15 protein-coding genes are annotated in these 26022 nt (G+C 74.7%); 7 read left to right on the forward strand and 8 right to left on the reverse strand.

What is annotated here, in order from left to right; translation table 11 throughout:
* Nucleotides 1-122: 122 nt before the first annotated feature.
* The 6 genes from ACFY3N_RS18750 to ACFY3N_RS18775 form a co-directional block, all read right to left on the reverse strand.
* The gene (locus tag ACFY3N_RS18750; protein ID WP_390817801.1) at nt 123-2483 is read right to left on the reverse strand and encodes an AbfB domain-containing protein; all 2361 of its coding nucleotides are present in this window, start codon (nt 2481-2483) and stop codon (nt 123-125) included.
* A 128-nt stretch (nt 2484-2611) separates the two neighbouring features.
* Nucleotides 2612-3643 (reverse strand): ABC transporter permease, encoded by a 1032-nt coding sequence (locus tag ACFY3N_RS18755; RefSeq protein WP_390817802.1) that lies wholly within the window; start codon nt 3641-3643, stop codon nt 2612-2614.
* On the reverse strand, nt 3640-4602 hold the full coding sequence (locus ACFY3N_RS18760; RefSeq protein ID WP_390817803.1) for an ABC transporter permease: 963 nt from the start codon (nt 4600-4602) through the stop codon (nt 3640-3642). Before ACFY3N_RS18760 ends, ACFY3N_RS18755 begins: the two co-directional genes overlap by 4 nt.
* Nucleotides 4595-6154 carry a sugar ABC transporter ATP-binding protein gene (locus ACFY3N_RS18765; RefSeq protein ID WP_390817804.1) on the reverse strand — a complete coding sequence of 520 codons (1560 nt, stop codon included), beginning with the start codon at nt 6152-6154 and terminating at the stop codon, nt 4595-4597. The genes ACFY3N_RS18760 and ACFY3N_RS18765 overlap by 8 nt, the downstream gene beginning before the upstream one ends.
* A gap of 64 nt (nt 6155-6218) precedes the next feature.
* Entirely contained in the window at nt 6219-7316 is a 1098-nt protein-coding gene (locus ACFY3N_RS18770; protein ID WP_390817805.1) for an ABC transporter substrate-binding protein, read from the reverse strand.
* A 685-nt stretch (nt 7317-8001) separates the two neighbouring features.
* Nucleotides 8002-9033 carry a LacI family DNA-binding transcriptional regulator gene (locus ACFY3N_RS18775; RefSeq protein WP_390817806.1) on the reverse strand — a complete coding sequence of 344 codons (1032 nt, stop codon included), beginning with the start codon at nt 9031-9033 and terminating at the stop codon, nt 8002-8004.
* A 659-nt stretch (nt 9034-9692) separates the two neighbouring features.
* Between ACFY3N_RS18775 and ACFY3N_RS18780 the strand changes: the two genes are divergently transcribed.
* Entirely contained in the window at nt 9693-10883 is a 1191-nt protein-coding gene (locus ACFY3N_RS18780; RefSeq protein ID WP_390817807.1) for an MFS transporter, read from the forward strand.
* A gap of 257 nt (nt 10884-11140) precedes the next feature.
* On the opposite strand, the gene ACFY3N_RS18785 is transcribed toward ACFY3N_RS18780, so the two are convergent.
* Nucleotides 11141-11971: an alpha/beta fold hydrolase gene (locus tag ACFY3N_RS18785; RefSeq protein WP_390817808.1), complete on the reverse strand. Its 831-nt coding sequence runs from the start codon at nt 11969-11971 to the stop codon at nt 11141-11143.
* Nucleotides 11972-12086: 115 nt separating this feature from the next.
* On the opposite strand from ACFY3N_RS18785, the gene ACFY3N_RS18790 reads away from it, so the two are divergent.
* Nucleotides 12087-12707 (forward strand): DUF998 domain-containing protein, encoded by a 621-nt coding sequence (locus tag ACFY3N_RS18790; protein WP_390817809.1) that lies wholly within the window; start codon nt 12087-12089, stop codon nt 12705-12707.
* A 272-nt stretch (nt 12708-12979) separates the two neighbouring features.
* Here the strand turns inward: ACFY3N_RS18790 and ACFY3N_RS18795 are convergent, their stop codons facing one another.
* Nucleotides 12980-13192: a hypothetical protein gene (locus tag ACFY3N_RS18795; RefSeq protein ID WP_390817810.1), complete on the reverse strand. Its 213-nt coding sequence runs from the start codon at nt 13190-13192 to the stop codon at nt 12980-12982.
* Between the two features lie 266 nt (nt 13193-13458).
* Here ACFY3N_RS18795 and ACFY3N_RS18800 point away from each other — a divergent pair, with 266 nt between their 5' ends.
* Genes ACFY3N_RS18800 through ACFY3N_RS18820 form a run of 5 tightly spaced genes read left to right on the forward strand, consistent with a single transcriptional unit; the run spans nt 13459 to nt 25940 of the window.
* Entirely contained in the window at nt 13459-14313 is an 855-nt protein-coding gene (locus tag ACFY3N_RS18800) for a DUF4132 domain-containing protein (RefSeq protein ID WP_390817811.1), read from the forward strand.
* Nucleotides 14310-19361 (forward strand): hypothetical protein, encoded by a 5052-nt coding sequence (locus tag ACFY3N_RS18805; protein WP_390817812.1) that lies wholly within the window; start codon nt 14310-14312, stop codon nt 19359-19361. Before ACFY3N_RS18800 ends, ACFY3N_RS18805 begins: the two co-directional genes overlap by 4 nt.
* Nucleotides 19362-19396: 35 nt before the next feature.
* Nucleotides 19397-20566 (forward strand): AAA family ATPase, encoded by a 1170-nt coding sequence (locus ACFY3N_RS18810; RefSeq protein ID WP_390818079.1) that lies wholly within the window; start codon nt 19397-19399, stop codon nt 20564-20566.
* A 5-nt stretch (nt 20567-20571) separates the two neighbouring features.
* On the forward strand, nt 20572-24195 hold the full coding sequence (locus ACFY3N_RS18815) for a DUF5682 family protein (protein ID WP_390817813.1): 3624 nt from the start codon (nt 20572-20574) through the stop codon (nt 24193-24195).
* Nucleotides 24192-25940, forward strand: a complete 1749-nt coding sequence (locus ACFY3N_RS18820; protein WP_390817814.1) for a hypothetical protein — start codon at nt 24192-24194, stop codon at nt 25938-25940. Before ACFY3N_RS18815 ends, ACFY3N_RS18820 begins: the two co-directional genes overlap by 4 nt.
* The last annotated feature ends 82 nt before the right edge of the window (nt 25941-26022 follow it).

Raw genomic sequence — 26022 nt, forward strand, 5'->3', positions numbered from 1 at the left:
ACCCCCCCCCGCCGCGGGTGGGGGGCGCCCCCCCCCGCCGCGCGCCCCCCCCCCCGCCCGGGGGGGGGGGGGGGGGGGGCCCGCCCCCCCCCCCCCCCCCACCCACCCCGCCTCTCATGGCGTCAGGGGGCCCAGGGGGCCTCCACCGCCCAGGTGGTGTCCTCGGCGAAGAGGGCGGGGTTGTCCCAGGTGTGGGTCCCGCCCGGCGTGGCCAGCCACAACTCGCCGTTGTAGTGGCGCAGATACTGCCCGGGGAAGTTGTGGGCGGACAGTCTCACCCCGCCGTTCGCGCCCCGGACCGGGCAGAAGGTGGCGTCGGCGCGGAACAGGTCCCCGCTGCCGCCCTCCTTGTACACGCGGTGGTCGCGGTGGCGCAGATACTCGCCCGGGTAGTTCCGCGACTCGAACGAAGAGCAGGTGCTGTCGGCCAGACCGGGGACGATCCGCCAGGTGGCGTCGTTCTTCAGCAGCGCGTCACTGCCACCGCCCACGACCGCGGTGAACACGGCGCCGTCCTGGTGCCGCACATAGCGGTCCGTGTGGCCGGGCGTCGTGACACGGAGGGACGCGTACTGCCCGGTGGGCAGGGTCACCGGGGCGGAGGGGGAGCGGGACGCGTCGATCAGCGCGCGGTTGGCGGCCCTCACCCCGGCCTCGTCGACCTTCACGACCTGGCGGTCGTAGGTGAGCAGGCCGTTGGCCTCGTTCTCCACATCCGTGATCTCGGTGTAGACCGAGGCGGACAGGCCCCGGGGCATACGGACCTCCCGGATGCCGTCCAGCAGGCCGACGAACCGGTTGCCGAGATGCGCGAGGTCGGGCTGGTCCTCGTAGCTGAAGCCGCCGCCGGGATACCACTCGTGGCCGGCCACCTTGAAGCCGAGCCCGCCGAACTCGCCGAGCACGGCCGCGCGGGTGGCACTGGGCACCGTGGTGCCGGGACCCACGTAGACGTGGTGGTCGACCACATCACCGTTGCCGCCGTCCACGGCCCCGCAGCAGTTGACCCCGCTCATGTTGTCCACCAGCCGGGACGGGTCGTACGCCTTGACCTCGTCGGCGATGCGCGCCTGGTCGTACTGGCCCCAGCCCTCGTTCTGGTTGACCCACATCACCAGGGACGGCGAGCTGCGGTGCTGGTCGATGACGCGGTCGTACTCGGCCTCCCACTGGGTGCGCGCGGCAGCGTCGGGGGTGCGCTCCATGGACGGCATGTCCTGCCAGACCAGCAGGCCGAGCCGGTCGGCCCAGTAGAACCAGCGCTGCGGCTCGACCTTGATGTGCTTGCGGACCATGTTGAAGCCGAGGTCCTTGTGCTTCTGCAGGTCGTACCGGAGGGCGGCGTCGGTCGGGGCGGTGTAGATGCCGTCCGGCCAGTAGCCCTGGTCCAGGGTGCCCGTCTGGAAGACGAACTCCCCGTTCAGCACCGGACGCAGAAGGCCGTCGACGCGGGCGAGGCCGATGGAGCGCATCCCGGTGTAGCTGCCGACGGAGTCGACCGCCGTGCCGCCGGACAGCAGCTCGGCCTTCACGTCGTAGAGGAACGGGTCGTCCGGCGTCCACCGGCGCGGGTTCGGGACCGCGACGGTGAACTCGCCTCCGACCGGGCCGGTGGCGGTACCGACCGTGGTGCCGCCGTGGGCGACGGTGATCCGGGCCTGGTGGCCGCTCGTCCCGGTGCCCCGCACGGTGACCTTGAGACGGTTGGTGGTGAGGTCGGGCACCATGTCGAGGCGGGTGATGTGCGCGGCCGCTGTGGGTTCGAGCCACACGGTCTGCCAGATACCGGAGGCGGCGGTGTAGAAGATGCCACCACCCGGATGGGGCATCACGTCGTTGAGCCGCTGTTTGCCGACCGCCTGACCACCGGTCTGAGTGGGGTCCCACACGGAGACGACGAGGGTGTTCGTGCCCCCGTTCAGCAGGTCGGTGATGTCGTGGGAGAACGAGTCGAAGCCGCCGCTGTGGGTGGCACCGGCCTGCCGGCCGTTGACCCACACGGTCGTACGCCAGTCACTGGCACCGAAGTTGAGCTGGACGCGGCGGCCGTTCCAGTCCGACGGCACCGTGAAGGTGCGCTTGTACCAGAGCTTGTCGTCCCGGGTGATCCTGCGCTGGATGCCCGAGAGCGCGGACTCGGCCACGAAGGGCACCCGGATCCGCTCGGTGAACGAGGCGGGCCGGCCGGCGTCCGCCGAGGTGACGGCGAAGTCCCAGATGCCGTTGAGGTTCGCCCAGTCGGGGCGGGTGAGCTGCGGACGGGGATATTCGGGCAGCGGGTTGTCGACGGGGACCTGGTCGGTCCAGGGGGTCGTCATCGGCGCGGGCTTCGGGGCCCACGCCCGGGGCGCCGCCGCCGCGGTGCCCGAGACGGTGAGGCCCGTTCCGGCGAGGAGGGCCAGCACCGCCAGCACGGTGATGACCCATCGCGCCCGCCGTTCGGACCGGGGAACGGGAAGCGGTGGTGCGGGTACTCGACGCATCGTCACTCCTTGGGAAGTGGGGACGGGAGACGTGCGCGTGCGGAAGCGGCCGGTCGCGCGGGGGAGCGTGGCCGGCCGCCGGTACCGGACCCGGCGGGAGCCTTCGGCGGCCCGCCGGGTCCGGAGCCTCACATCAGCTGCCGTCTGCGGCCCAGCCAGGTCTGGGCGACGACCACGACGGCCAGGAAGGCGCCGCTGACGACCTGCTGGTAGGAGGAGTCCAGGGAGCCGATCTGGTTGATGACGTTCTGGATGACCTTGAGCAGCAGGACACCGACCAGTGAGCCGCTGACGTAGCCGAGCCCGCCGGTGAGCAGGGTGCCGCCGATGACGACGGCGGCGATGGCCTCCAGCTCCATGCCGTTGCCGAGAATGGTCACCCCGGAGGCGAGCCAGGCGGCGTTGAGCGCGCCGGCCAGTCCCGCCAGCACCCCGGACAGGGTGTAGACGAGGATCTTGGTGCGGGCCACCGGGGCGCCCATCAGCGCCGCCGCGTCCTCGTTGCCGCCGACCGCGTACACGTGCTGCCCGAAGCGCGTGCGGCGCAGCGCGACGGCCCCGGCGACGAACAGCGCCAGTGTGATCCACACGGGGTTGCCGAGACCGAGGGTCGTGCCCTGCCCGAGTTCGGCCAGGAACGAACCCTTGCCGATCAGGTACGTGTCGGCGCCCTCGTCGGTGAGCGCCAGCATCAGACCGCGCGCACCGAGCATGGACGCCAGGGTGACGATGAACGGCGCCAGCCGGGACCGGGCCACGAGCAGGCCGTTGACGACACCGATCGCCCCGCACACCACCAGCGGCAGCACCAGGGCCACCAGGGTGCCGTGCCGCGAACCCCAGGCCGCCAGGACCCCGCCCAGCGCGAACAGCGAGCCGACCGACAGGTCGATGCCCCCGGTGACGATCACGAAGGTCATGCCGAGCGCGACGATCGCCAGGAACGCCGAACTCGTCGCCATGTTGCCGACGTTGTCCCCGGTGGCGAAGGAGTCGAAGCCGACCGACGCCACCAGGGAGACGGCCACCAGCACCGCCAGCGCGCCGTGCTGCTGGGCCAGCGCGCTCACCCGCTCGGAGCGCGCGGGACCCGCGGGCGGGCCGGCCGGCTTCCCGCCGCCCGCCGCGGTCACCGGGGCGTCCGTCTCCGTGGCGGTCATCGCTTCCCCCGTCCCCGTGCCGCGTAGACCGCGCACACGATCACTATGGCCTGCGCGATCTGGGTCCAGGAGGGCGGCAGATCGTGCTTGATGAGGGTGGCGGTGAGCAGCTGGATGAGGACGGCTCCCGCCACGGTGCCGGCGATGTTCACCCGGCCGCCGGTCAGCGGTGTCCCGCCGACCACGACGGCGGTGATGGCGGACAGCTCCATCAGGTTGCCCAGCGACGTCGGGTCGCTGGCCTGCAGCCGCGCGGTGGCGAGGACGCCCGCCACGGCGGCGAGCAGCGCGCAGACGACGTACACGACGATCAGCACGCGGCGCACCGGCAGCCCGGCGAGCTGTGCCGCGGGACGGCTGTCGCCGATGGCGAGGAGCTGCCGTCCGAAGGTGGTGCGGCGGACGACGAAGGCCACCAGCAGCGCCAGGACGGCGGCGATCAGGATCAGGTACGGGACGCCCAGCACGTCGCCGGAGCCCAGCGAGGCCAGCGAGGGGTTGCGCAGGTCCTCCAGCTGCGGCAGCAGCACCAGGGCGAGACCCCGGCCGCCGACCATGAGCGCCAGCGTCGCGACGATCGGCTGCACCCCGACGAACGCGACCAGCGCCCCGTTGGCCAGTCCGACGCCCGCGGCGAACACCGCCACCACGAGCAGCGCCGGCAGGAGTCCGTAGCCCAGGTAGAGGGCCGTCACGGAGGCCGCCAGGGCCATCACGGCACCGACCGAGAGGTCGACGCCCTCGGTGCCGATGACCAGGGCCATGCCGAGCGCCACGATGATGACGGGGGCGACCTGCACGGCCTGGGTGCGGAAGTTCTCCGCGGACAGGAAGTGCGGGGTGACGACGACGTTGACGGCCAGCAGCAGCGCCACGCCGGCGTAGACGCCGTACGTCTGCAGCCACCGCAGGACGCGGGTCCTGTCCAGCGGGACGGTCCTGAGGGTGGCTTCAGCCATCGGTGGCCGCCTCCTCCGCCGCGTCCCCGTCCGGGGAGTGCCCGGCGATGGTCCGCATCAGCTTGTCCTCGGTGACCTCGTCGCCGGTCAGCTCGCCGACGACCGCACCGTCCTTCAGTACGACCACGCGGTCGGACCCTTCGATCAGTTCCTCCAGGTCGGAGGAGATGAGCAGGACGCCCAGACCGTCCGCGGCCAGTTCGTCCACGAGTTTCTGCACCTCGGCCTTGGCCCCGACGTCGATGCCCCGGGTGGGCTCGTCCAGCAGCAGGACCTTCGGGTTCATCGCCAGCCAGCGGGCGAGCAGCACCTTCTGCTGGTTGCCGCCGGACAGTTCGCCGGCCTTCTGCTGCGGCGAGGACGCCTTGATGCGCAGCCGCTCGATGAAGGTGTCCACGACGCTGTCGACGCGCGCCTCGGAGACCAGGCCGAAGCGGGAGAGCCGGGGCAGGACGGCCAGCGAGATGTTCTCGCGGACCGACAGACCGGGCACGATGCCCTCGCTCTTGCGGTCCTCCGGCAGCAGACTGATGCCCGCCCGGATCGCGGCGGGGGTGGAGCCGCCGCGCAACGGCGTCCCGGCCACCGTCACACCGCCCGAACTCGTTTTGAGGACACCGGAGATGGCCTTCGCGGTCTCGGTGCGCCCGGAGCCGAGCAGCCCGCCGAGACCGACGACCTCGCCGGGACGGATGCTCACGGACACCTCGTGCAGTTTGTGCGGGACCGTCAGTCCGCGGGCCTCCAGCACGGGGCGGCTGTCGGTGGCGTGGTGGTCGCCGGTGAACTTCGTCAGGCCCTCCTGACGGACCTCGCCCAGCTCCCGGCCCAGCATGGTCGACACCAGGGAGAGCCGGTCGAGGTCGGCGAGGCGCCCGTGGTGGACGCGACGGCCGTCGCGCAGCACGGTCACCGTGTCGCACACGGCGTACAGCTCGTCGAGGCGGTGGCTGACGTAGACGACGGCGATGCCCGCGTCGCGCAGCCGGCGGATGACCGAGAACAGGGTCTCGACCTCCCGCGGTTCCAGGGACGAGGTCGGCTCGTCCATGATGACGATCCGGGCCTCGCTCGCCACGGCACGGGCCAGGGCGACCATCTGCTGCGCGCCGACACCGAGGGTGCCCAACGGCCGCCGGACGTCGACCCGGACGCCGTGGGCGCGCAGCGCCTCCCCGGCCTCCCGGTTCATGCGGGCGGAGTCCAGCAGGCCGAAACGGTTGCGCGGCTCTCGGCCCAGGAAGAGGTTGCGGGCCACGCTCAGCAGCGGGATGAGGTTGACCTCCTGGTAGATGGTCGAGATCCCGGCCTTCTGGGCCTCCAGCGGCGTGGCGAAGGAGACCGCGCCGCCCTGGAAAACGATGTCACCGGCGTCGGGCCGGTGGACCCCGGTGAGGAGTTTGATGAGGGTCGACTTGCCGGCGCCGTTCTCGCCGATCAGGGCGTGGACCTCACCGGCGTGCAGGGTCAGGTCCACGTCGTCCAGGGCCCGGACGCCGGGGAAGGTCTTGCTCAGTCCGCGGACGGCGAGGACTTCGGCGGGGGGAGCCACCTGTGCCTCCAGGAAGAAAGAGTGACGGACGGACGGGGGCCCGAAACCCGGGCCCCGGAGCGGATCAGTAGGCCCTGCCGAGGTCCTGCTCGGCGTTGCCGGCGTTGTAGGCGCTGTCCTGGATCACGATGTCCCGGGGGACTTCCCTGCCCTGGGTGAAGTCGTCCAGCGTCTGGAACGCCAGCGGGCCGAACCTCGGGTTGGACTCGATGACACCGCTGATCCAGCCGTCGACGACGCCCTGGACGGCGTTGCGCGTGCCGTCGACCGTGACGATCTCGATGTCGCCGGCCTTCTTGCCGGCGCCCTTGAGCGCGGCCACCGCCCCCAGGCCCATCTCGTCGTTCTCCGCGTAGATGCCCTTGATGCCGGGCTTGGACTGGATGAGCTGCTCGGTGACCTGCTGGCCCTTCTCGCGGGTGAAGTCACCGGTCTGCTCGAAGACGACCTTCAGGTCCGGGGCCTTCTCGGCGACGCGCTCCTTGAAGCCCTGGGTGCGCTCGGTGGTGACGTTGTTCCCGGCCGAGCCCAGCAGGATGGCGACCTCGCCCCTGCCGCCGGTGGCCTCGATCATCTGGTCGGCGGCACGGCGGCCCTGCTCGACGAAGTCCGAGGCGATGAAGGAGACGTAGTCCTTGCAGGCCGTGGCGTTGATCTTGCGGTCGATGGTGACGATCGGGACCTTCTTCGCGGCGGCGGCCTGCAGGACCGGGTCCCAGCCGTCGGAGTTGAGCGGGGCGATCACCAGCAGGTCGGCGCCCTTGGCGAGGAGGTCCTGGACGTCGCTGATCTGCTTGGAGAACTGCGACTGGGCGTTGGCGGTGAGCAGCTTGACGCCTCTCTTGGCCGCCTCGTCCTTGATGGACTGCGTCTCCGCGATGCGGAACGGGTTGGCCTCCTTCTCCGACTGGGAGAAGCCGATCGTGGCGTCCTTCAGGTCGGTCTTCTCGCCGCCGTAGGCGTCGATGGTGCAGGTCTTGCCGCCCGGCTTCGGCGTGACGACCTTCTGGCCGGCGTCGGCGGCGGCCGCCGGGGACCTCTTGCCGTCCGACGCGTCGTCCTCCGACTTGGCGCAGGAGGTGGCGGTCAGGGCCACGGCGGCGGCCAAGGCCACGGCCACGGGACGGGCGAGAAGGACAGAACGGTGAGTGGTGCGCTGCATGGTGACCCCGATCCGGGTGACGCTGAAAGGGAACTGGGGAGCCGAAGGACGCGCAGACATGGTGCTGCTCCCCCTGTGCGAAGCGGCGTCCGGTGCGCCGCAAGGAGGTTTTACATCGTTGGAAGAGTGCTGTAAACCCCTTGCGCACAAGGTGCGGAGGGAGCGGAGCGGGGGAGGCGCCGGCCCGCTCCCGCGCCGTCCGGGCCGCCGACCGACGGGGCAAGCGCTTGCCCCGCGCCTTGCCCGCGCACCGCGCATGCCCGGGGGAGATCGGGCTCCGGCACCGACGGTCCAGCGGTGGAGCCGATCAGCGGAACTCGCTTTGTTGACGACCGGCTTGAGCACTCCTACGGGCGACCGGGGGCCCTGACGGTGCCCGCCCGCTGTCGCCGGCCGCGGGCAGTCGTGTGCCTCCTCCGGCTGAAGGGTCGGGAGGCGCCCCAACGGCACATGGGGCGGTGGGGGCCTCTCCCGCTCATGGGCTCCTCCCGGTCGAGCGGAGCCGGGAGTGGGGGAGGAGCCGGGAACGGGGAGGAGCCGGGAGTGGGGGAGGAGTCGGGAACGGGTAGAAGCCGGGAGTGGGGGAGGAGTCGGGAACGGGTAGAAGCCGGGAACGGGGAGGAGCCGGGAACGGGGAGGCGCCCCGTAAGCGCCGGGCCGCGCGGAACCCCTCCCGGTCGGTGTGTCAGTCGCCCCTCGGCGCGGTACCCGCAGGCCGCCCCAACGTGCTCTCCCGCTCCACGAGCTGATAGTCCGCCCGGATCCGGCGCGGTTCCGGCGCCCGGTCGTTGAGACGGGCGAGCACCGACTCCACCGCCAGCCGGCCGATGGCGGCCTTGTCCGGCGACACGGAGGTGAGCGTCACCGCCCCGAAGCGTCCCTCGATCACGTCGTCGAAGCCGACGACGGCGATGTCCTCCGGTACCCGCAGACCCCGTTCGTGCAGCACCCGCATCGCCCCGATCGCCATCGGGTCGTTGTAGGCGAACACCGCGTCGGGCCGCCGTCCACTGTCCAGGATGTGGGTCATGGCCAGAGCCCCGTCGGCGTGTCCCCAGCCGTCGGTGGCGGCGACGAGCCCCGCGTCGGTCGACAGCCCCGCGGCGGTCAGTTCCTCGCGCCAGCCGCGCACGCGCAGTTGCGCCGGCTCGCTGCGTCCGCGCCGGGCCCCGATGAACGCCACCTCCCGGCGCCCCAGGCCGATCAGGTGCCGGACGGCGGCGCGGGCCGCGGCCACGTTGTCGATGGCGATGTGGTCGTACGGCAGGTCGTAGTCCCGCTCGCCGAGCAGCACCAGCGGCACGTCCTGGGCGCGGTCGCGCAGGTCCTCGGTCTCCAGCTCGATGGGGCTGAGGATGAGTCCGTCGATGACCCGGGCCCGGAAGCCCTGGCTCACCAGCAGCTCCTGCTCGCGCATGCCCCCGGTGTGGTCGAGCAGCACGATGTAGTCGTGCTCGGACGCGGCGTCGATGACGGAGGCGGCCAGTTCGGCGAAGTAGGGGTTCCCGAGTTCGGGCAGGGCGAGCGCGATGATGCCCGTACGGCCCTTCCTCAGGTGCCTCGCGGCGAGGTTGGGCCGGTAGCCGAGCGCGTCGATGGACCGCTGGACGCGCTCGCGCATGGCCGGGGTGACGTGCTGGTAGTTGTTCACCACGTTGGAGACGGTCTTGATGGAGACCCCCGCGTGCGCGGCGACGTCCTTGAGGCTGACCCGCACGGCAATCCCTTCGTGAGCGGCCCGACTCGGTCGGTCGGTGTGGATGCGTGCCGTCACCGCAAGTCGTGCGCCGAGCCGCTGGGCTCAAGTTTTACAACGTTATACATGTCGTCCTGTGACACTGACAAGGCGCGAACAGGGGGCGTGTCGAGAACGCCCCCACGCCCCTCACCGGCCCGCACGGCGCCCGGCACCGGGACCATCACCGGAAGTGTCATCCCGCAAGCCCCGCACCGTCCACCGACCCCCGTCGGCGAACCCGCCAGGCCCGCTCCCGGCCGCAAGCCCTGGGGGTGCGATTGGAGCGGATCTCCCGGCGACACGCCGTCGGCGGGCCGTTCTGGTGGGAGATTCGCTCCCATCGGCGTCTTGCCGCCGGATTCGTCGACGGGAAGGCGCCGATTGGAGCGGAGCCGTGTCCATGGGCGGACGGGCCGGACCGGACCGGTCCGGCCCCTCATCCTCCGGAACTCTCCCGCACGATCAGCCGGTGACCTGGCGGGCGAGATCCGAAGGGGGCGGCAGATGTCGTCCACTCCCCTCGCTCTCTTCCGGCGGCACATCGTGACGTCGGTGGCGACGACCGGCCCGGGCGGCCGGTGACCCCCGGTGGCGCGCCGGGAGGGGGCCGCGGCCGGGTGGGGCGTTAGCGTCGGGACATGACCGGTGATCGCCGCGGATGGCGGGTGTGTCTGCTCGGCGGCGCGGTGTTCGCGGTGTGCATGACCGGCACCACCCTGCCGACCCCGCTCTACCCCCTGTACCAGGAGAAGTTCGGCTTCTCCGAGCTGACGGTCACCGTCGTGTACGCCGTGTACGCCTTCGCCGTCATCGGAGTGCTGCTGCTGGCGGGCAACGCCTCGGACGCCGTGGGCAGGCGCCCGGTGCTGGGGTGGGGCCTGGGCTGCGCGGCCGGGAGCGCCGTCTGCTTCCTGTACGCCACCGGTCCGGGCTGGCTGTGTGCCGGGCGGCTGCTGTCCGGGTTCTCCGCCGGACTGTTCACCGGCGCCGCCACGGCGTACGTCGTGGAGTCGGCACCGCCCGGCGGAGCCTCCCGGGCCACGTTCGTCGCCACCGCCGTCAACATGGGCGGCCTGGGCTGCGGTCCGCTGCTCGCCGGAGTCCTCGCCCAGTACGCGCCCTGGCCGCTGTATCTGCCGTTCGCCGTGCACCTCGCCCTGGTGGCCTGCGCGGCCGCCGTTCTGCTGTGGCTCCCGGAGACCGTGGCGGAGCGCCGCCCGCCGACCGCCGTACGGCCGCGGCGGCCGGGGGTGCCGGCACGGGTACGGCCGGTGTTCGGCCCGGCGGCGACCGCCTCGTTCGTCGGTTTCGCGCTGTTCGGCGTGTTCACCTCCGTCAGCCCCGCCTTCCTCGCGCAGTCCCTGGACGTGACCGATCACGCCGTGAGCGGGCTGGTCGTGGCACTGGCCTTCTTCGCCTCGACCGGCGGTCAGCTGGCCGCCGGCCGGGTCGGCACGGTCCGGTCACTGCCGCTGGGCTGTGCCGGGCTCCTCGCCGGACTGGCACTGCTCGCGGGCGCGCTGCACTGGGACCTGCTGACGCTGGTGCTGCTCAGCGCGGTCACCGGAGGGTTCGGCCAGGGGCTCGCCTTCCGCGGCGCGCTGTCCGCCGTGAGCGGGGCGTCCCCGCCGGACCGGCGCGCGGCGGTGATCTCGACGCTGTTCGTGGTGGCGTACCTGGGCATCTCGGTGCCGGTCATCGGTGTGGGACTGCTGGCCGGCCCGATGGGCCTGGACGGCGCGGGGCTGGTGTTCATCGCCTGCATGGGAGCCCTCGTCGTGGCCGCGGCCGGCCACCTCCTGCGCCGGCCGGTGCGGGCGGGGACGTGAACACCGGCCGGCGCGGCGGCCGGGGGCGAAGCGCTCGAGGGCGTCCGCGTTCACCATGACGGCCGTCCGCACCGTGTCCGCACCGTCTTCGGACGGGAACGGCACCGCTCGGCCGCACGCACCGAGCCGTCATGGACGCACCGGTCCCCGGCGCGCTCGTCGCCGAGGCGCCGTCGCACGGGGAGCGGTCCGGCCGGCCGCCGGGGTCCGGACCCCGGCGGCGGTGCCTTCGGCGGCGTCCGGGTGACCGGGCCGTCCTACGACCTGATGAATTCCAGGATGTCGCGGTTGAGGACGTCCGGATGGGTCGACAGCATGCCGTGGGGGTACCCCTCGTAGGTCTTCAGGGTGCCGTGCTTCAGCAGCTTGACCGTCAGCGGTGCGGAGTCCTCGTAGGGAACGACCTGGTCGTCGGTGCCGTGCGCGACGAGGACCGGGACGTCGATCTTCTTGAGGTCCTCGGTGAAGTCGGTCTCCGAGAACGCCTTGACGCACTCGTAGTGGGCGTTGGCCGCGCCCATCATGCCCTGCCGCCACCAGTTGTCGATCAGGCCCTGGGAGACCTCCGCGCCGGGCCGGTTGAACCCGTAGAACGGACCCGACGGCACGTCGATGAAGAACTGCGCGCGGTTGGCGGCCAGGGCCGCGCGGAACCCGTCGAAGACGTCGATCGGCAGACCGCCGGGATTGCTCTCGGACTTGACCATGACCGGGGGCACCGCGCCGACCAGCACCGCCTTCGCGACCCGACCGGGCTCGGCCCGCGCGACGTACCGCGCGACCTCTCCGCCGCCGGTCGAGTGCCCGACGTGCACGGCCCCCCGGAGGCCGAGGGCGCCGGTCAGCGCCGCCACGTCCGCGGCGTAGGTGTCCATCTCGTGGCCGGTCGAGGTCTGGTCGGAGCGCCCGTGGCCACGCCGGTCGTGAGCGATCACGCGGTAGCCCTGGGACAGGAAGAACAGCATCTGGTTGTCCCAGTCGTCGGCGCTGAGCGGCCAGCCGTGGTGGAACACGATCGGCTGTCCGTCGCGCGGACCCCAGTCCTTGTAGAAGATGGCCGTGCCGTCGGAGGTGGTGACCGTGCCCATGGATGGTCCTTCCGCGTGATCCGGATCGACGGCACTCACCTTACGCGCCGGTCCGGCGCGCCTCATTTCCTGAACATCCGCTGAGGGGTGGTTGGGTGCGCCTTATGGTGGTTCGATGCTGCTTGTCCCTAGATGGGTCCTCTTCTCCTCGGGGTGCGCGCCCGTCCTGCTGATCGGCGGCTGGACGGTCGCGGCGTCACTGGAGGGACCCGCCTACGACCCCGCCACCCAGTCGATCAGCGTCCTGGCGGCCTACGGAGCGGCGGGGTCCTGGGTGATGACCGCCGCGCTGCTGGCGCTGGGTGCCTGTCACCTGCTCACCGCCTGGGGACTGCGGGCGGCGGCGACGGCCGGACGCGTGGCGCTGGCCGGCGGCGGAGTGGCGGCGCTGTTGGTGGCGCTGCTGCCGACGCCGAGCAGCGGGGGGTCCCTGCGGCACGGTTCGGTGGCCGCGGTCGGATTCGCCCTCCTGGCCCTGTGGCCGCTGCTGGCCACCGGCGGCGGCGCCGCTCCCTGGGCGCTGCGGCCGGCGGCCTCGGCCGCGGCGACCGCCCTGATGCTCGTCGGCGCGGTGTGGTTCCTCGTCGAGATGCACCGCCAGGGCGTGGCAGGTGTCGCCGAACGCGCGGTGACCGCTCTCCAGTCCCTGTGGCCCTTCGTGGTCGTCACCTCCTGCCTCCGCCATACCGGGGACGGCGACGAGCCCGGGGCTCGGCCGGAGCGACGGGGGCGGTGAGACCGGCCGGCGGAAGCCGCCGGACGCCAGCGACCGCCGGTCGGTGGAGAACGCGGCCGCCGCGACCGCCGGTCGGTGGAGAACGCGGCTGCCGCGGCCGCCGACGGTCCGGTCCCCCGGTCGGGGGAACCGCGAACCGGCCGTTGGGCCCGAGGACCGAAGACGGTCCCGGTCGCCCCGCGGCAACGTGCCGCGGACGGCCGGGACGAAACGAGCGGACGACCGGCCGCGGCACGGGCCGCGCCATTGCCCACCACCGGCCGCGGAATGCCCTAGCGCTCGCGGTCCAGGACACGGCGGGCCGCCTCGGCCTCCGCCGCCCGCGGGGACAGCTCGTCGAGGGAGTCGAGTTCGGTGTCGGCCTCCAGCTCCCGCTCCCAGGCCGCCGCCAGCCGTTCCTGTTCCTCGCGCGGTCTGCCGCCGACGGCCTCCCGGTGGTGGGGGTCCAGGGCCGTCAGGAATCGTCCGACCGGGTCCGTGGGCATGCCGTGCTCCTTGTCGTTCGGAGTCGTTCGGAAGGGGCCGCGCTACCGACCCAGGATGGCCAGCCGGCCCCGGGACGGCCGCCCGACACGGCCTGCCGCCACCCTGATGGCCCCGCTCCGCAGGCTCCCGGACCACCGGCGGGCAGGGGCTGCCGCCGCCCCGCGCCAGGGCGGTGCCCGACCCGGGACGAGGATCCCGGGACCCGTTGTCAGAGCCCTCCTCTACAGTTCCCGTCACTTGATCACTGCGGGTGCGGGAGGCACGCATGGGGTGGGTGTCGGCAGGCGGCTACGAAGTCGCCCTCGACGACGGCAAGGTGGTGTGCCGCAACGCGGCCGGACGGCGGCTGAAGTCCGTACCGTCCAAGATCGCCGACGATCCGGCGGTGGTGGGGCTGCGCCAGCTCACCGAGTGGCTGGAGCGGCACGAACGGCAGTGCCTGGCCGATGTGGAGCGGTGGATGGTGCGCTCGCTGCCGGTGCCGTTCGCGGTCCTGGCGGGGGTGTGGCCGGACCCCGCCTGGCAGGCCGCCCTCCGCGACGTGGTGGTCACGGGCACGGACGGCGCGGTGGCCGGATTCCTGCGGGACGCCGACCCCGAGCGCGGCCTCGGCCTGGTCGACCTCGACGGCGACACCGTCCGCCTCACCCCCGGCCTGGTCCGCCTGCCGCACCCCGTGCTCCTCGACGACCTGGAGGAGCTGCGGGAGTTCGCCGTCGAGCTCGGCGTCGAGCAGCGCGCCCAGCAGCTGTTCCGCGAGGTGTGGCACCGGCCCGCGGCACTCGACGCCGAGGCCGCCTCCGTCGAGGACTACGCGGGCGGCGCCTTCAAGGAGCTGAGGTTCCTGCACGGCCGCGCGAGCCAGCTGGGCTACCGCGTGCGCGGCGGCCACGCGGTGTGCTCCGTGGTGGAGGACGGACGTGCCGTCGAGGCCCGGGTGTGGGTCGGCGACTACGACGGCTACGAGGAGACGGAGACCGGCCCCCTGGTCTTCACCGACCCGGCCGGCCGGGTGCTGAAGCTCGGCCGGGTCGGGCCGGTGGCCTGGTCCGAGGGCATGCGCATGGCGGCCGCGCTGTACGCCGGGCGCGACATCGAGGACGAGGAGCGTGCGGCATGACGACCCACGACGGATTCACGTACGACGAGACGACCTCCGCCGCGCTGCTCGACGCCGGCGCCGTACTGCCCCCGGGCACCACGGACCGGGAGGACGCCGACGTCCTCACCGTCCGCACGTACACGCACACCGCGCTGGACGCGCGGAGGGTCGTACGGCTGGTGCCGGGCACGCTCGGCGAGGCGGAGGACCTCGCCCTGGACTTCCTCGGACTGGTCCGCGAGCCGGAGACCCGCGAAGTCGGGCAGGTGCGCCGGGAGACCCTCGGCTTCCCCGCGTGGGCCCTGGTCAACGACCCGGCGAACGGACACCACGCGCTGGCGCTGGTCAAGGACGTCGAACGGCTCGCCAGGCAGGCCAAGTCCCGCCCCGGCACCGCGAAGGAGGGCTTCGAGGCGCTCGGCGAGCGGCTCGGCCGGGCCGTGCCGCACTTCCTGCCCACCTTCTACGAACAGGCCGCCCGCGTCTTCCTCCAGCACGAGAACACCACCTACGCGGCGGCCTTCTTCGGCAAGGCCCGCGACGCGGAGCGGGTGCACGCGCTGACCGTGGACGAGGAGCGGCAGCGGGCCGTGTTCCTGGAATTCGCCTTCGCCGGGGCACTGACGGTCAAGGCGCTCAAGGAGCACGTGAAGGCGCTCGCGGCGCGGCTCACCCCGGCCGAGGCATGGGCGCAGTTCCGGCAGCTGACAGTGGAACGCTGCGCGGCCGGCATGCCGCCGTACGCGTCGCTGCCCCAGGACGCCCGCGCCCTGATCAAGGCCGCCGGACTGGACCGGGTCACCGAGGAGTGCGCCCTGGTCGCGGACCTGCTCGCGTCGCCCGCGGCGGTGCGGGCCCCCGCGTCCTTCTGGAACACCTACCGGGCCACGCTCGTCGTCCTGGCCGGACAGCGGCCCGCCGTACGGGGCCGGCTGCTGGAGATCATGCCGGCCGGGCTGGGCCGCTCCACCGAGGACGACGAGTTCTGGCTGGCGCTGCTCGCCGAGACCGGCGCCGACCGGCTGCTCACGGGCGAGGACGAGGCGGCGGACGCGGTCGACACGGCGGACTGGCTCACCCGCTGGGCCCTGCACCGCAAGCACGGCGGCACGGTCGGCGACCGCTCGCCCGCCACCCTCGCGCTCGTGGAGCGCATGGCTCCGCGCCTGCGCGACCGGGGCCGCCCCGTCGACCTCTTTACTGGCCGCTGGCACCCCGGCGCCGACCTCGACCTGCTGGACCTGTGCGTGGCGCAGGACGTGCCGCTCACCCCGCCCGGTGCCGGCCAGGACGTCCACCTCGCCCTCGGCCAGTGGCTGAAGGACACCCGGCCCGGGCGACGCGACCTGACGGCCCTCGCGGCGGACCGGCACGGCCGCCGCCTGCTCCACCACGCCATCGGCAACCAGCACCGCCGGCACACCGGCCAGGGGCTGCTGGAGGGAATCGCCGGCCACCCCGTCCTCGCCGACGTGCTCCGCGAGTGGCTCGACGAAGCCGCCGGCGAGCTGGACGGCGCGGCCGGTCTGGCGGCCGCCCGCGCGGCGTTCGAGCGGCTGAGCCCGTTCCGCGGGATCGCCGCACGGATCAGCCCGGGGGCCGTCGCCCGCGCCGCCGCACTCGACATCGCACCGCTGCTCGGCAACACCCTGCGGGCCGGCATCCCGGACGAGCTGGGCTGGCCCGCCCTCGAGAAGGCGCTGCGACGACTCGACGCCGAGACCCGGCGCGGCGGCGAGGACACCCTCGCCGTCCACGAGGCCTGGCCCGCCCTGATCCTCTCCCGCGGGCACAAGGCGATCGTCGTGGGTCCGCAGGACGTCCTGCTCGAACACGACCTGCGGCTGCCGGTCGAACTGGACCGCTGGCAGCGGCCGTCGTTCCGCTACACGGGCGGCGAACTGCTGGTGACGTGGCGGCAGGACGGCAAGCAGTACGGCTACTGGTCGGCCCGCCCGACCGAGGTGTTCCCGCTGGGCGGGGAGAAGCTCCCGCACTGGTACGGCGGCGACGCCGGTGAGACCTCGATCCCGATGCCGGACGGCGGCTGCGCCACCGGCGGACGCGCCCTGCACGCCGGCGACACGGTCCTGCCGCCCGCACGCCGCGTCCTCGGGGACGGCACCTCGTACTGGCGCCAGGGACGACAGGGACTGCGGCAGGTGTGGCTCGAGTACGACCCGGCCACCGGCACGCACGGCCGGGCCTCGCTGCCCGCGTTCCTGCGCTCCGGCATCCGCGACGGCGCCGCCCTGCTCCAGCAGCACTGTGCGGTGCTGCCCCTGCAACCCGGCTTGGAGCACAGCCCGTTCGGAACGGACGGCACGGTCCTCGGCCGCTGGGTGCGCACCGAGGGCGAGGGTGACGGGACCCGCACCACCGTCGGCACCCCGGACGGCCGGACCGTCACCCTGCCGACGGCACACGGACGCGCCCCGGGCGTCCCGGTCGGCGCGCTGCGGCTGCCCGGCGGCGCCGAGCCCGTCGTCGTCGCCCACCACCGTCAGGTCACCCTGTACACGACGGACGACACCACCGGTGTGCGGGAACTGGGCCGGCTGACACCGCTGGAGCGCGGCGGCGAGTTCGCCGCCGGCACCCGGCTCGTTCCGCCGGTCGACTTCTGGCACGCGCTGCGGCCGCGCGACGAGAGCGCCTCGGCGCTCCTGCGGGCGCTGAGCGACGAGCAGGCCGGGGAACTGCTGCGCGCCGGGGCCCAGGCGCTGGCCGACCGGCAGGCGAGGATCGCGGCGGCGGCACCGGCCGGCTCCCCGCAGACCGCCGGGTCGCGAAGCCCCGCGGGGGCCACCACCGGCAAGCCCGCCGTCCCGACCGCCGACGAGGTGGTGCGGCAGGCCGTGTCCCGCGCCCTGCCCGCCCTCACCGAGCCGCGTCTGCTCACCGGCGTCGCCTCCCTCGTGCACGCCGTGCTGCGCCTCGCGGCGTCCGTCGCCACCTTCGTGACGCCCCCGGTCGAGCGGCCCAGGACGGAACGCGGCCGCGTCGAGGGAATGTTCGCCGACTACCGCCCCGAGGACGGCGACGAACGGACACTGCGGGAGGCGACCTCCGGTCTCGCCGAGCTGCACGGCTGGTGGGGCAGCGGGCAGAACTGGAGCACGCTGCGCCAGATCCGCGCCGTGAACCACGTCCTGTCCGGCAGGCCCGCCGACGGCAGGCCCCTGCCCGGGCCGCTCCGGCCCACCGGGGCCGCCGACGGGTGGCGCAGCGACGAGTTCACCGTCCCCGGTATCGGTGTGGTGTGGCCCTCCGTGCTCGACGTGCTGCGCCCGCTCGCCTACCGCGCCGCCTCACCCGCCCTGACGGAGACGCACCGCCGGGCACTGCTGCTGCTGTTCGAGGCGATCACGGAAGGCCCGCTGGCCGCGCCCGGGGGCGCGCTGCGCGAGGTGGTGCTGAGCGAGCCGCACGACCGGCAGGAGCGCGTCGGCCAGGTGCTGCGCCGGGAGGGCCGCACCGTCGTCGTCCTCGGCTGCCGGAACGTCGACCACCACACCGGGCGGGTCGACTGGCTCGCCCTGGACCACGATCCGGCCGGTGCCTTCGGCGCGGTCGCGCACTTCACGCTGGAGCGGGAGACCGCGCACCCGCCGGTGTTCCCGGCGGACGCGCTGACCGCCGTGACCGGCCTGATCCGGGACAAGGGCGCCGCGCCCTGGCAGCCGGAAGCGCCCGCCGCCCTGTCCGCCGCGACGCGGGACGGGCTGGGCCCGGTGCAGGCGGCCCTGCTGCTCGCCGGGCTGCCGTCGCAGCTCACCGACGAGGTGATCGCCGCGACCGGGCTGAAGCCGCGGCAGAAGCAGCTCGGCGACGCGCTGCTGGGCTCGCTGGAGCCCGGCGACGCAGTGGCGCTCGTCGGCGCGCTCCTCCCCGGGAACCCCGGTGACCTGTGGACCGCCGGACCGGACACGGACGCGGCGGGCCGCGTGTGGGCCGAGCGCCTCCACGGGGTCGTGCGCCTGCCCGAGGACCTCGCCGGAGAGCTTTCCCTGGCGGGTCTACCCACCGGCTCCGCCGAGGAGGTGCTCAACCCGCACCGCACCCCCTGGATCAGCCGCACCACCGTGCAGCGGCCCGACAAGAACGGCAACCTCGTACCGGAGGACCCGCGGGCGCTGCCCGGCCGGTACCACCTGACGCGTGCCGTGGCCGCCCTCGCCGGGCTCGCCTACTGCCTGCCGTACGGACACCCCCTGCGCGCCGCCCTGCCCGGAGGGCTCACCGCGCTGCGCCGCCGGGTCGCGGACCCCGGCCTGCTGCTCGACCTCGACCTGGAGTGGACCGAGAAGGGCACGTCGACCGCCGCCGAGCTGCGCAAGGCGTACGGGCTGCCCGCCACCGGCGGCGCCGACGCGCACGGACTGACACACCTCGGCGAGGCGCTGGTGCTGCGCCCCTGGTACGGGGACCAGGAGGCCGTCCTGGTCCGCACGAGCGCCCTCACCGCGGTGGACGACCCCCTGTTCGGACTGATCGAGGGACTCGTCGGACCCGAACGGCGCGACGGCATGCAGGCGCTGCGGACGATCCTGGACGACGGACTCGCCCGCGCCCTCGAGGCCGGAACGGATCCCGCAGGACCCACCGGCTACGCCCAGGACCCGACCCTGAGCGTGCCCGGCCTGGTCGCCGAGGTCGCCGGGGCCCACGGTCTGGGCGAGGACGCGGCCGCGCTCTACCTGCAACTGCTGGCCCTGCCCGACCCGACGGACCGCAACCGCGCCCGCTGGACGGGCTGGAAGCCCGCCCACGCGAAGAAGGCCCGCGCCGAACTGGCCGCCACCGGCCTGGTCGTCGAGGCGAAGCGGGCCCGTGCCGGACGCACCCTCTTCCTGCCGTGCGGCTGGCTCGACCTGAAGTCCCCCGGCCGGCCGGTGGAGATCTGGAAGCAGGGCCTCTACCCGGTCCACGACCGTGCCGGTGCCGTGCCGCTGCTGCCGGTACCCGAGCTGTTCACGCGCGCCTGGGACCGTGTCCGCGCCGGCGACGCACCCGCCTACGAGGAACTCACCACCCGCGCCACCCGCAAGGGCCGCCGCCGATGACCACCGTCCACCCGCACCCGGAAGAACCCGCGCCGATGACCACCGCCCCGTCCCCCTCCCCGGCCCGCCAGATCGTCCCGCCCGAGGACCGGTACGCCACCGAACTCGCCTTCCTCGCCGCGTACGACGACGGGCCCCGCCCGCCCGCCTGGCGGCTCAGCCCGCGCGCGGTCGTCACGTTCGTCATGGGCAGCGGGGGCCGGGCCCTGAAACTGCCCGACGGCGCCGGGGCACCCGGCGGAGTCCCGCGGCGCCTGGTGATCGAGGACAAGTTCGTCGGCGACCGGGCACTGGTCGAGCGCTGCGTGGTGACCCTCGCCGGCGAGCGCGGTCTGCTGCTCGTCGGCGAGCCCGGCACCGCCAAGTCGATGCTGTCGGAGCTGCTCTCCGCAGCCGTGTGCGGCACCAGCGGCCTGGTCGTGCAGGGCACGGCCGGCACCACCGAGGACCAGCTCAAGTACGGCTGGAACTACGCGCTGCTGCTGGCCCAGGGCCCCACCCGGCAGGCGCTCGTGCCGTCCCCCGTCCTGACCGCCATGTCCCGGGGCGCGATCGCCCGCGTCGAGGAGGTCACCCGCTGCCTGCCCGAAGTGCAGGACTCGCTGGTGTCGTTGCTCTCCGAGCGGCGGATCGCCGTGCCCGAACTGGCCGGCACGGAGGACGCGCTGGCGCACGCGGCACCCGGCTTCAACCTCATCGCCACCGCCAACCTCCGGGACAAGGGCGTCTCCGAGATGTCCGCGGCCCTCAAGCGCCGCTTCAACTTCGAGACCGTCGGCCCCATCGGCGACCTCGACGCGGAGACCGCGCTGGTGCGCGGCCAGGCGCGGGCGTCCGTGGAGCGCGCCGGGGCGCCGTTCCAGGTCGACGACGCCGTGCTGGAGGCCCTGGTCACCGCCTTCCGGGACCTGCGCGAGGGCCGGTCGGCGGAGGGCTGGGAGGTGGAACGGCCGTCGACGGTGATGAGCACCGCCGAGGCCGTGTCCGTCGCCGGCGCGCTCGCCCTCGCGGCGGCCTACTTCCCGGGCGACCGCGACGTCCTCGGATTGCTGCCCGGGCACCTGCTCGGCGTGGTCCGCAAGGACGACCCCGCCGACGCCGCCCGGCTGCGCGGCTACTGGGACGGCCCCGTCCGGCGCCGTGCCGAGCAGGGCTCCGCCACCTGGCGCACCCTGTGGGACCTGCGTACGGTCCTGGAGGGCTGACGGCCGTGTCCCTCTCCCACGGGGCCGCAGCCCCGGACGGCCCGCCCGTCCCGCCCGACGAGGCGCTCGCCGCCCTCACCGGCCCGTCCGCGCCCTACCTCGTCGGCGTACGGCACCACGCGCCCTCCCTGGCCGCCGCCGTGCCCGCGCTGCTGGACGGGGCGAAGCCGGAGGTACTGCTCGTCGAACTGCCCGCGGAGATGCAGCCGTGGCTGCCCTGGCTGGGGCACGAGGAGACACGGGCCCCGGTGGCGCTCGCCGCCGCCCCCGGCGAGGGCGGCGACGGCGGACCGGCGTTCTACCCGTTCGCCGACTTCTCGCCCGAACTGGCCGCCGTGCGCTGGGCGGTCCGGCACGACGTGCCCGTGGTCGCCTGCGACCTGCCGCTCGCCGACCGGGCCTGGACCGGGGGACGCCGGGAAGCGGGGCCGCGGGCCGGCGGCCCCGGTCTCGCCACCGCGCTGCGGACCCGGCTGACGGGCCGCCCCGGGGACGACCTCTGGGACCGGCTCGTCGAGGCGACCGCCCCCGGCTCCCCGCCCGAGGCCCTGCGCCGGGCCGCCCTGCTCACCGGGTGGGCCCTGCGCGAGGACGCGGTCGCCTCGGGCGGCGTACCGGAGCCGGACCTGCGGCGCGAACGCTGGATGCGGGCCCGGCTGGCCGAGGCCACCGCGCGGGGCGAGCGGGCCGCCGTGGTGGTCGGAGCCTTCCACGCCCCGGCCCTCATCGGGCAGGACGCGGGGGAGGAGGACGCACCGGACGCGGACACCCGACGGCCGGTGTGGAACACCTCGTTGATCCCGTACACCTACGCCCTCCTCGACGAGCGGTCCGGCTACCCGGCGGGCATCCGGGACCCGGAGTGGCAGGACATGGTCCTGCGTGCGGCGGGCGACCCGGCCGCGCTGGAGGAGGCGCTGACCCGGGCGGCCGTACGCGTCTGCGCCGAACTCCGGAGCCTCGGCCACCCCTCGGGGCCGGCCGACGCCCGGGAGATCAGTCGGCTCGCCTCGGACCTCGCCCGGCTGCGGGGCCTGCCCGCGGCGGGCCGCGGCGAACTGGTCGAAGCGGTCCAGACGGTGCTCGCGCAGGGCGAGCCGTACGGGCGCGGCCGGGCCGTGGCGCGGGCGATGGAGCGGGTGCTCGTCGGCACGCGCACCGGGCGTCCCGCCCCGCAGGCGCCGCGCAGCGGACTCGTCCCCGCGGTCGAGGCCGAACTGGCCCGGCTCGGTCTGCCCGGACCCGGGGCGGGCGGCCCCGGCCCCGCACGGGACCTGCGTCTCGACCCGCTGCGGTCCGACCTCGACCGGCGCCGTGAACTGCTGCTGCGCCGGCTGACGGTGTGCGGCGTGCCCTACGGGGAGGCCGGGGAGGTCGTCGGCGCGGGCGGTGCCGAGGCCCTCACCTGCCGCTGGGAGGTGCGCTGGACCCCCGCCACGGCGGCCGTGCTGACCGCGGCCGGAGTGCGTGGAGTCACCCCCGCGCAGGCCGCCGAGGGAATCCTGCGTGAACGGCGGCGCCAGGAGCGCGACGAGGGCGGCCCGACCGCCGCACAGGCCCTCGAAGGGCTCGGGCGGGCGGCGGAGTGCGGCCTGACCGGGCTCGCGGACGAACGGCTCGACGACGTCGCCGACGTCCTGCCCCGGGCCGCCACCCTGCCGGAACTCCTCGCCGGGCTGGCCCTGCTCGACCGGCTGCGGGCCGGTCATGTGCCGGGGCTCCCCGCCGGGCCGGACCGGGAGACCCGGGCGGCCGCCGCCGCGGAGCTGCTCACGGCGGCGGCGGTGCGGCAGGTCGATGGACTGACCGGGTCCGAGGACCCCGCCGACGCCCACGCCCTGCTCGAACTCTCGCACCGGGCGGACCTGTTGGGCGGCATCCGGCTCGCCGACGCCCTGGACCGCCTGTCCGCCGACGGCTCCCCGCTGATGCGCGGCGCCGCCGGGGCCGTACGCGTCCTGCTCGGGCACGAGGACGCCCGGGTCCTCGGCGACCGCGTGGCCTCCTGGGTCGACGGGGCCACCGACCCCGACTCCCGCGCCGCCCTCACCGCCCGGCTCGGCGGACTGCTGACCGCCGCCGGCCCTCTGCTGGAGGCGGCGGCCCCCGCGCTGGAACCCCTGCTCACCCGGGTGGCCGAGCTGCCCGACCGGGCGTTCCTCGACCGGCTCCCCGCCCTGCGCGGCGGCTTCGACGCCCTGAGCCCCGCGGCCCGCGACCGCCTCCTCGCGGCCGTCGAGGAACGCCTCGGCACCACGCACGTCGCCGACACGGACGACGTCGCCCCGGCCACGCTCGCCACCTGGACCGAAGCGGACTTCGCGGCCCGCGGGATCCTGCGGTCGCTGGGCCTGCTGCCCGGGCCGGACGGCGGTCCGGCGGCCGACGGCCCGGCCGGGGACGCCGCGCGGGGCGGTCCGCGAGAGGGCGCCACCGCGGAACCCGCACCGGGTGCGGCGGCGCGGTCCGGGCAGGGCGGCGCGGCGGCACGCGGCACCGCCCCGCCCCCGGCGGAGGAGCGCTTCCTCGCCCCCGCCGACCGCTGGCGCCTCCTCCTCGGCCGCCGCACCGACCGACTGCCGCCGTCCGCGTCACCGCTCGCCACCGCGCTGGACGAGTTGTACGGCAGCGGACGCGGCGAAGGCAGCCGGGGGGACCTCACGGGTCCGGGAACCGGCGGCGGACGCCAGGCGCCGTACCCCGGGGTACGGGAGTGGTCCGAGGAACTGTCCGCGCTGTTCGGGCCGGGCATCCGGGAGGAAGTGCTGGCGGCGGCCGCCGCGTCGGGCCGCAGCGACGTCCTCACCGAACTGGACGCGGACAGCGTGCGGCCCTCGGTGGACCTGCTGCGCACCGTACTGCGGCACGCGGGCGGACTTCCCGAGGCCCGGCTGGCCGCACTGCGCCCGCTCGTACGGCGGCTGGTCGACGCGCTGACCCGGCAGCTGGCCACCCGCCTGCGCCCCGCCCTGCACGGCACCGCCCTGCCGCGCCCCAGCACACGGCCCGGCGGCGGCCTGGACCTGCCCCGCACCCTGCGGGCGAATCTGGCGACCGCGCGCCGCGCCCCGGACGGCACGGTCCGGGTGATTCCCGAGCACCCCGTCTTCCGTACCCGGGGACGCCGGGCCGCCGACTGGCGGCTGATCCTGGTCACGGACGTGTCGGGGTCCATGGAGGCGTCCACGGTGTGGGCCGCGCTGACCGCGTCCGTCCTGGCGGGGGTGCCGGCCCTCTCCACCCACTTCCTGGCGTTCTCCACGGAGGTCATCGACCTCACCGGGCACGTGGACGACCCGCTGTCGCTGCTGCTGGAGGTCAGCGTGGGCGGCGGCACCCACATCGCCGCGGGACTGCGGCACGCGCGCGAGCTCGTCACCGTACCGTCGCGCACCCTCGTCGTGGTCGTCAGCGACTTCGAGGAGGGCTACCCGCTCGGCGGTCTGCTCGCCGAGGTCCGCGCACTGATCGGGGCCGGCTGCCACGTCCTGGGCTGCGCGAGCCTCGACGACACCGGCCGGCCCCGCTACTCCACGGGGGTCGCCGGCCGGCTCGTCGCGGCCGGCATGCCCGTCGCCGCTCTCAGCCCGCTCGAACTCGCCCGCTGGGTAGGGGAGAAGATCGCATGAGCCCGGACCTGCCTCCGGTCGTCCCGTCCGTCACCGCCGACATCGTCGCGGCGCTCCCGCCCCGGCTGCGCAAGCGGCTGGACGCGGGCGTCACCAAGCTCCTGGCCCGTCCGGCCGTCCGGGACGGTGACACCGTGCGGATCGCCGTCGACGACGAGACGGAGCTCGTCCTGCACGCGCCCGGCGGATCGGTGACCGGCGCGGACGCGATCCGCTGCGGATGCCTGCTGGCCCCCGACTGCCTGCACCGCGCGGCGGCGGCCTCGGCGGCACCGGTCGCCGAGGAGGCCCCGGCCCCCGCCGGGGCCGGGGAGGCGCGGGCAAAGACGGCGGCGGCAACCCCGGTGCGGGCGGAGCCCGGCGCCGTCACCGCCGGACAACGCGCCGCCGCCCGCTCGGTGTTCGACGCGGCGGCCGCCGTCCTGGAGGCCGGCACGGACGGTGCCGGCGCCGTGCTCCAGGCGGAACTCCTGCACGCCGCGCACACCGCCCGCCTCGCCGGCCTCCCACGGGTCTGCGCCGCGGCGGTCTCCGTGGTGACCGGGGTGCGCGCGGCCCGCTCCGCCGACCCGGGACACCGCCTCACCGACCTCGCCGGCGCGCTGGCCGGTGTCCTGGGCGTCGCCCACCGGCTCCCGCACGCCACCGGCCCGGACCTGGCCGAACTGCGCGGCACGGTCCGGCAGCCGTACCGTCCGGACGGCTCCCTGCGGCTGTACGGGCTCTTCTCCGAGCCCGTCCTCACCGCGACCGGCTACGCGGGCGCGGTCACCTGGACCGCCGACGCCGACGGACGTCTGTACACGGTGTCGGACGTGGCACCGGGCGGACCGGCCCGGGCGACCGGCGCCGCCGACCGGACCGTACGGATCGGCGACACCGCCCTGACCCACCGGGAACTGTCGCGCGCGGGACTCGCCGTCTCCGGGGCCACCGTCTCCCCGACGGGACGTCTCGGCGCGGGGGCGGGGGTACGGGCGGTCCGCGCGGCCGGTGCCGCCTGGCGCGCCGACCCGCTGGACGGGTTGTGGGCGGTATCCGCCGCCGAGCAGGTGGCCCGGGCGCTGAACGGCGGGCAGGACCTGCTGTTCCTGGAGGTGACCCTCGCGGGCACGGTGCGGGAGGCGACGGGCGACTGTCTGCTGGCCGACTGCGCCGGCCTGCCCCTGCGGCTGGCCCTTCCCCACGACGACCCCGCGCTCCCTTACCGCGACAACCTCCGCATACTCGCCGCCGCCGGGCCCGCCCGGCTGCGGATCGTCGCGCGCCTGACACCCGGGCCGCACCCCCGCGCCCTGCTGCTCGCCACCGAGCACCCCACCGATCCCGACGCCCGGGTGGACCTGGGACTGGACCGCCTCCAGCACGCCGACCTGCCCCCCGGCGCGGTCACGCCACCCGCGCGGGTCGTGTCCACCGGGGACGAGGCCCCGCTGCACCTGCTGCGCCGCCGCGTCCACCAGGCGGTGCGAGGGGGCCGCCGTGTCCTCGCCCTCGCCGGGAACCGGTCGGGCGACGCCACCCGGCTGCGCCGTCTCGGACTGGCCACGGCGGGCGACCTCCTCGACGACCTCCACGCCGCCGCGGCGGACCGCTCCCGCGACGCCTTCGGCCGCCTGCTCGCGGCCGACACGGACCGCTTCGCCCGGGCCTGGCTCGCCGCCGCCGTCTACACCGACGCGGTCGAACGGGCACTGTGCGCGGCCGCCTGGGGAGCGGCCGCGACCGAGGTGCGCGGCGCGTAGGCCGACCCGGCCCGCGCCGTCGGCTGCGGCCGCCGAAGCCCGTGTCAGGGACGAGGACCGCGTGGAGTGACCGCGCCGAGCG

The organism is Streptomyces sp. NPDC000348 (genome assembly GCF_042898795.1).
Classification (GTDB): domain Bacteria; phylum Actinomycetota; class Actinomycetes; order Streptomycetales; family Streptomycetaceae; genus Streptomyces.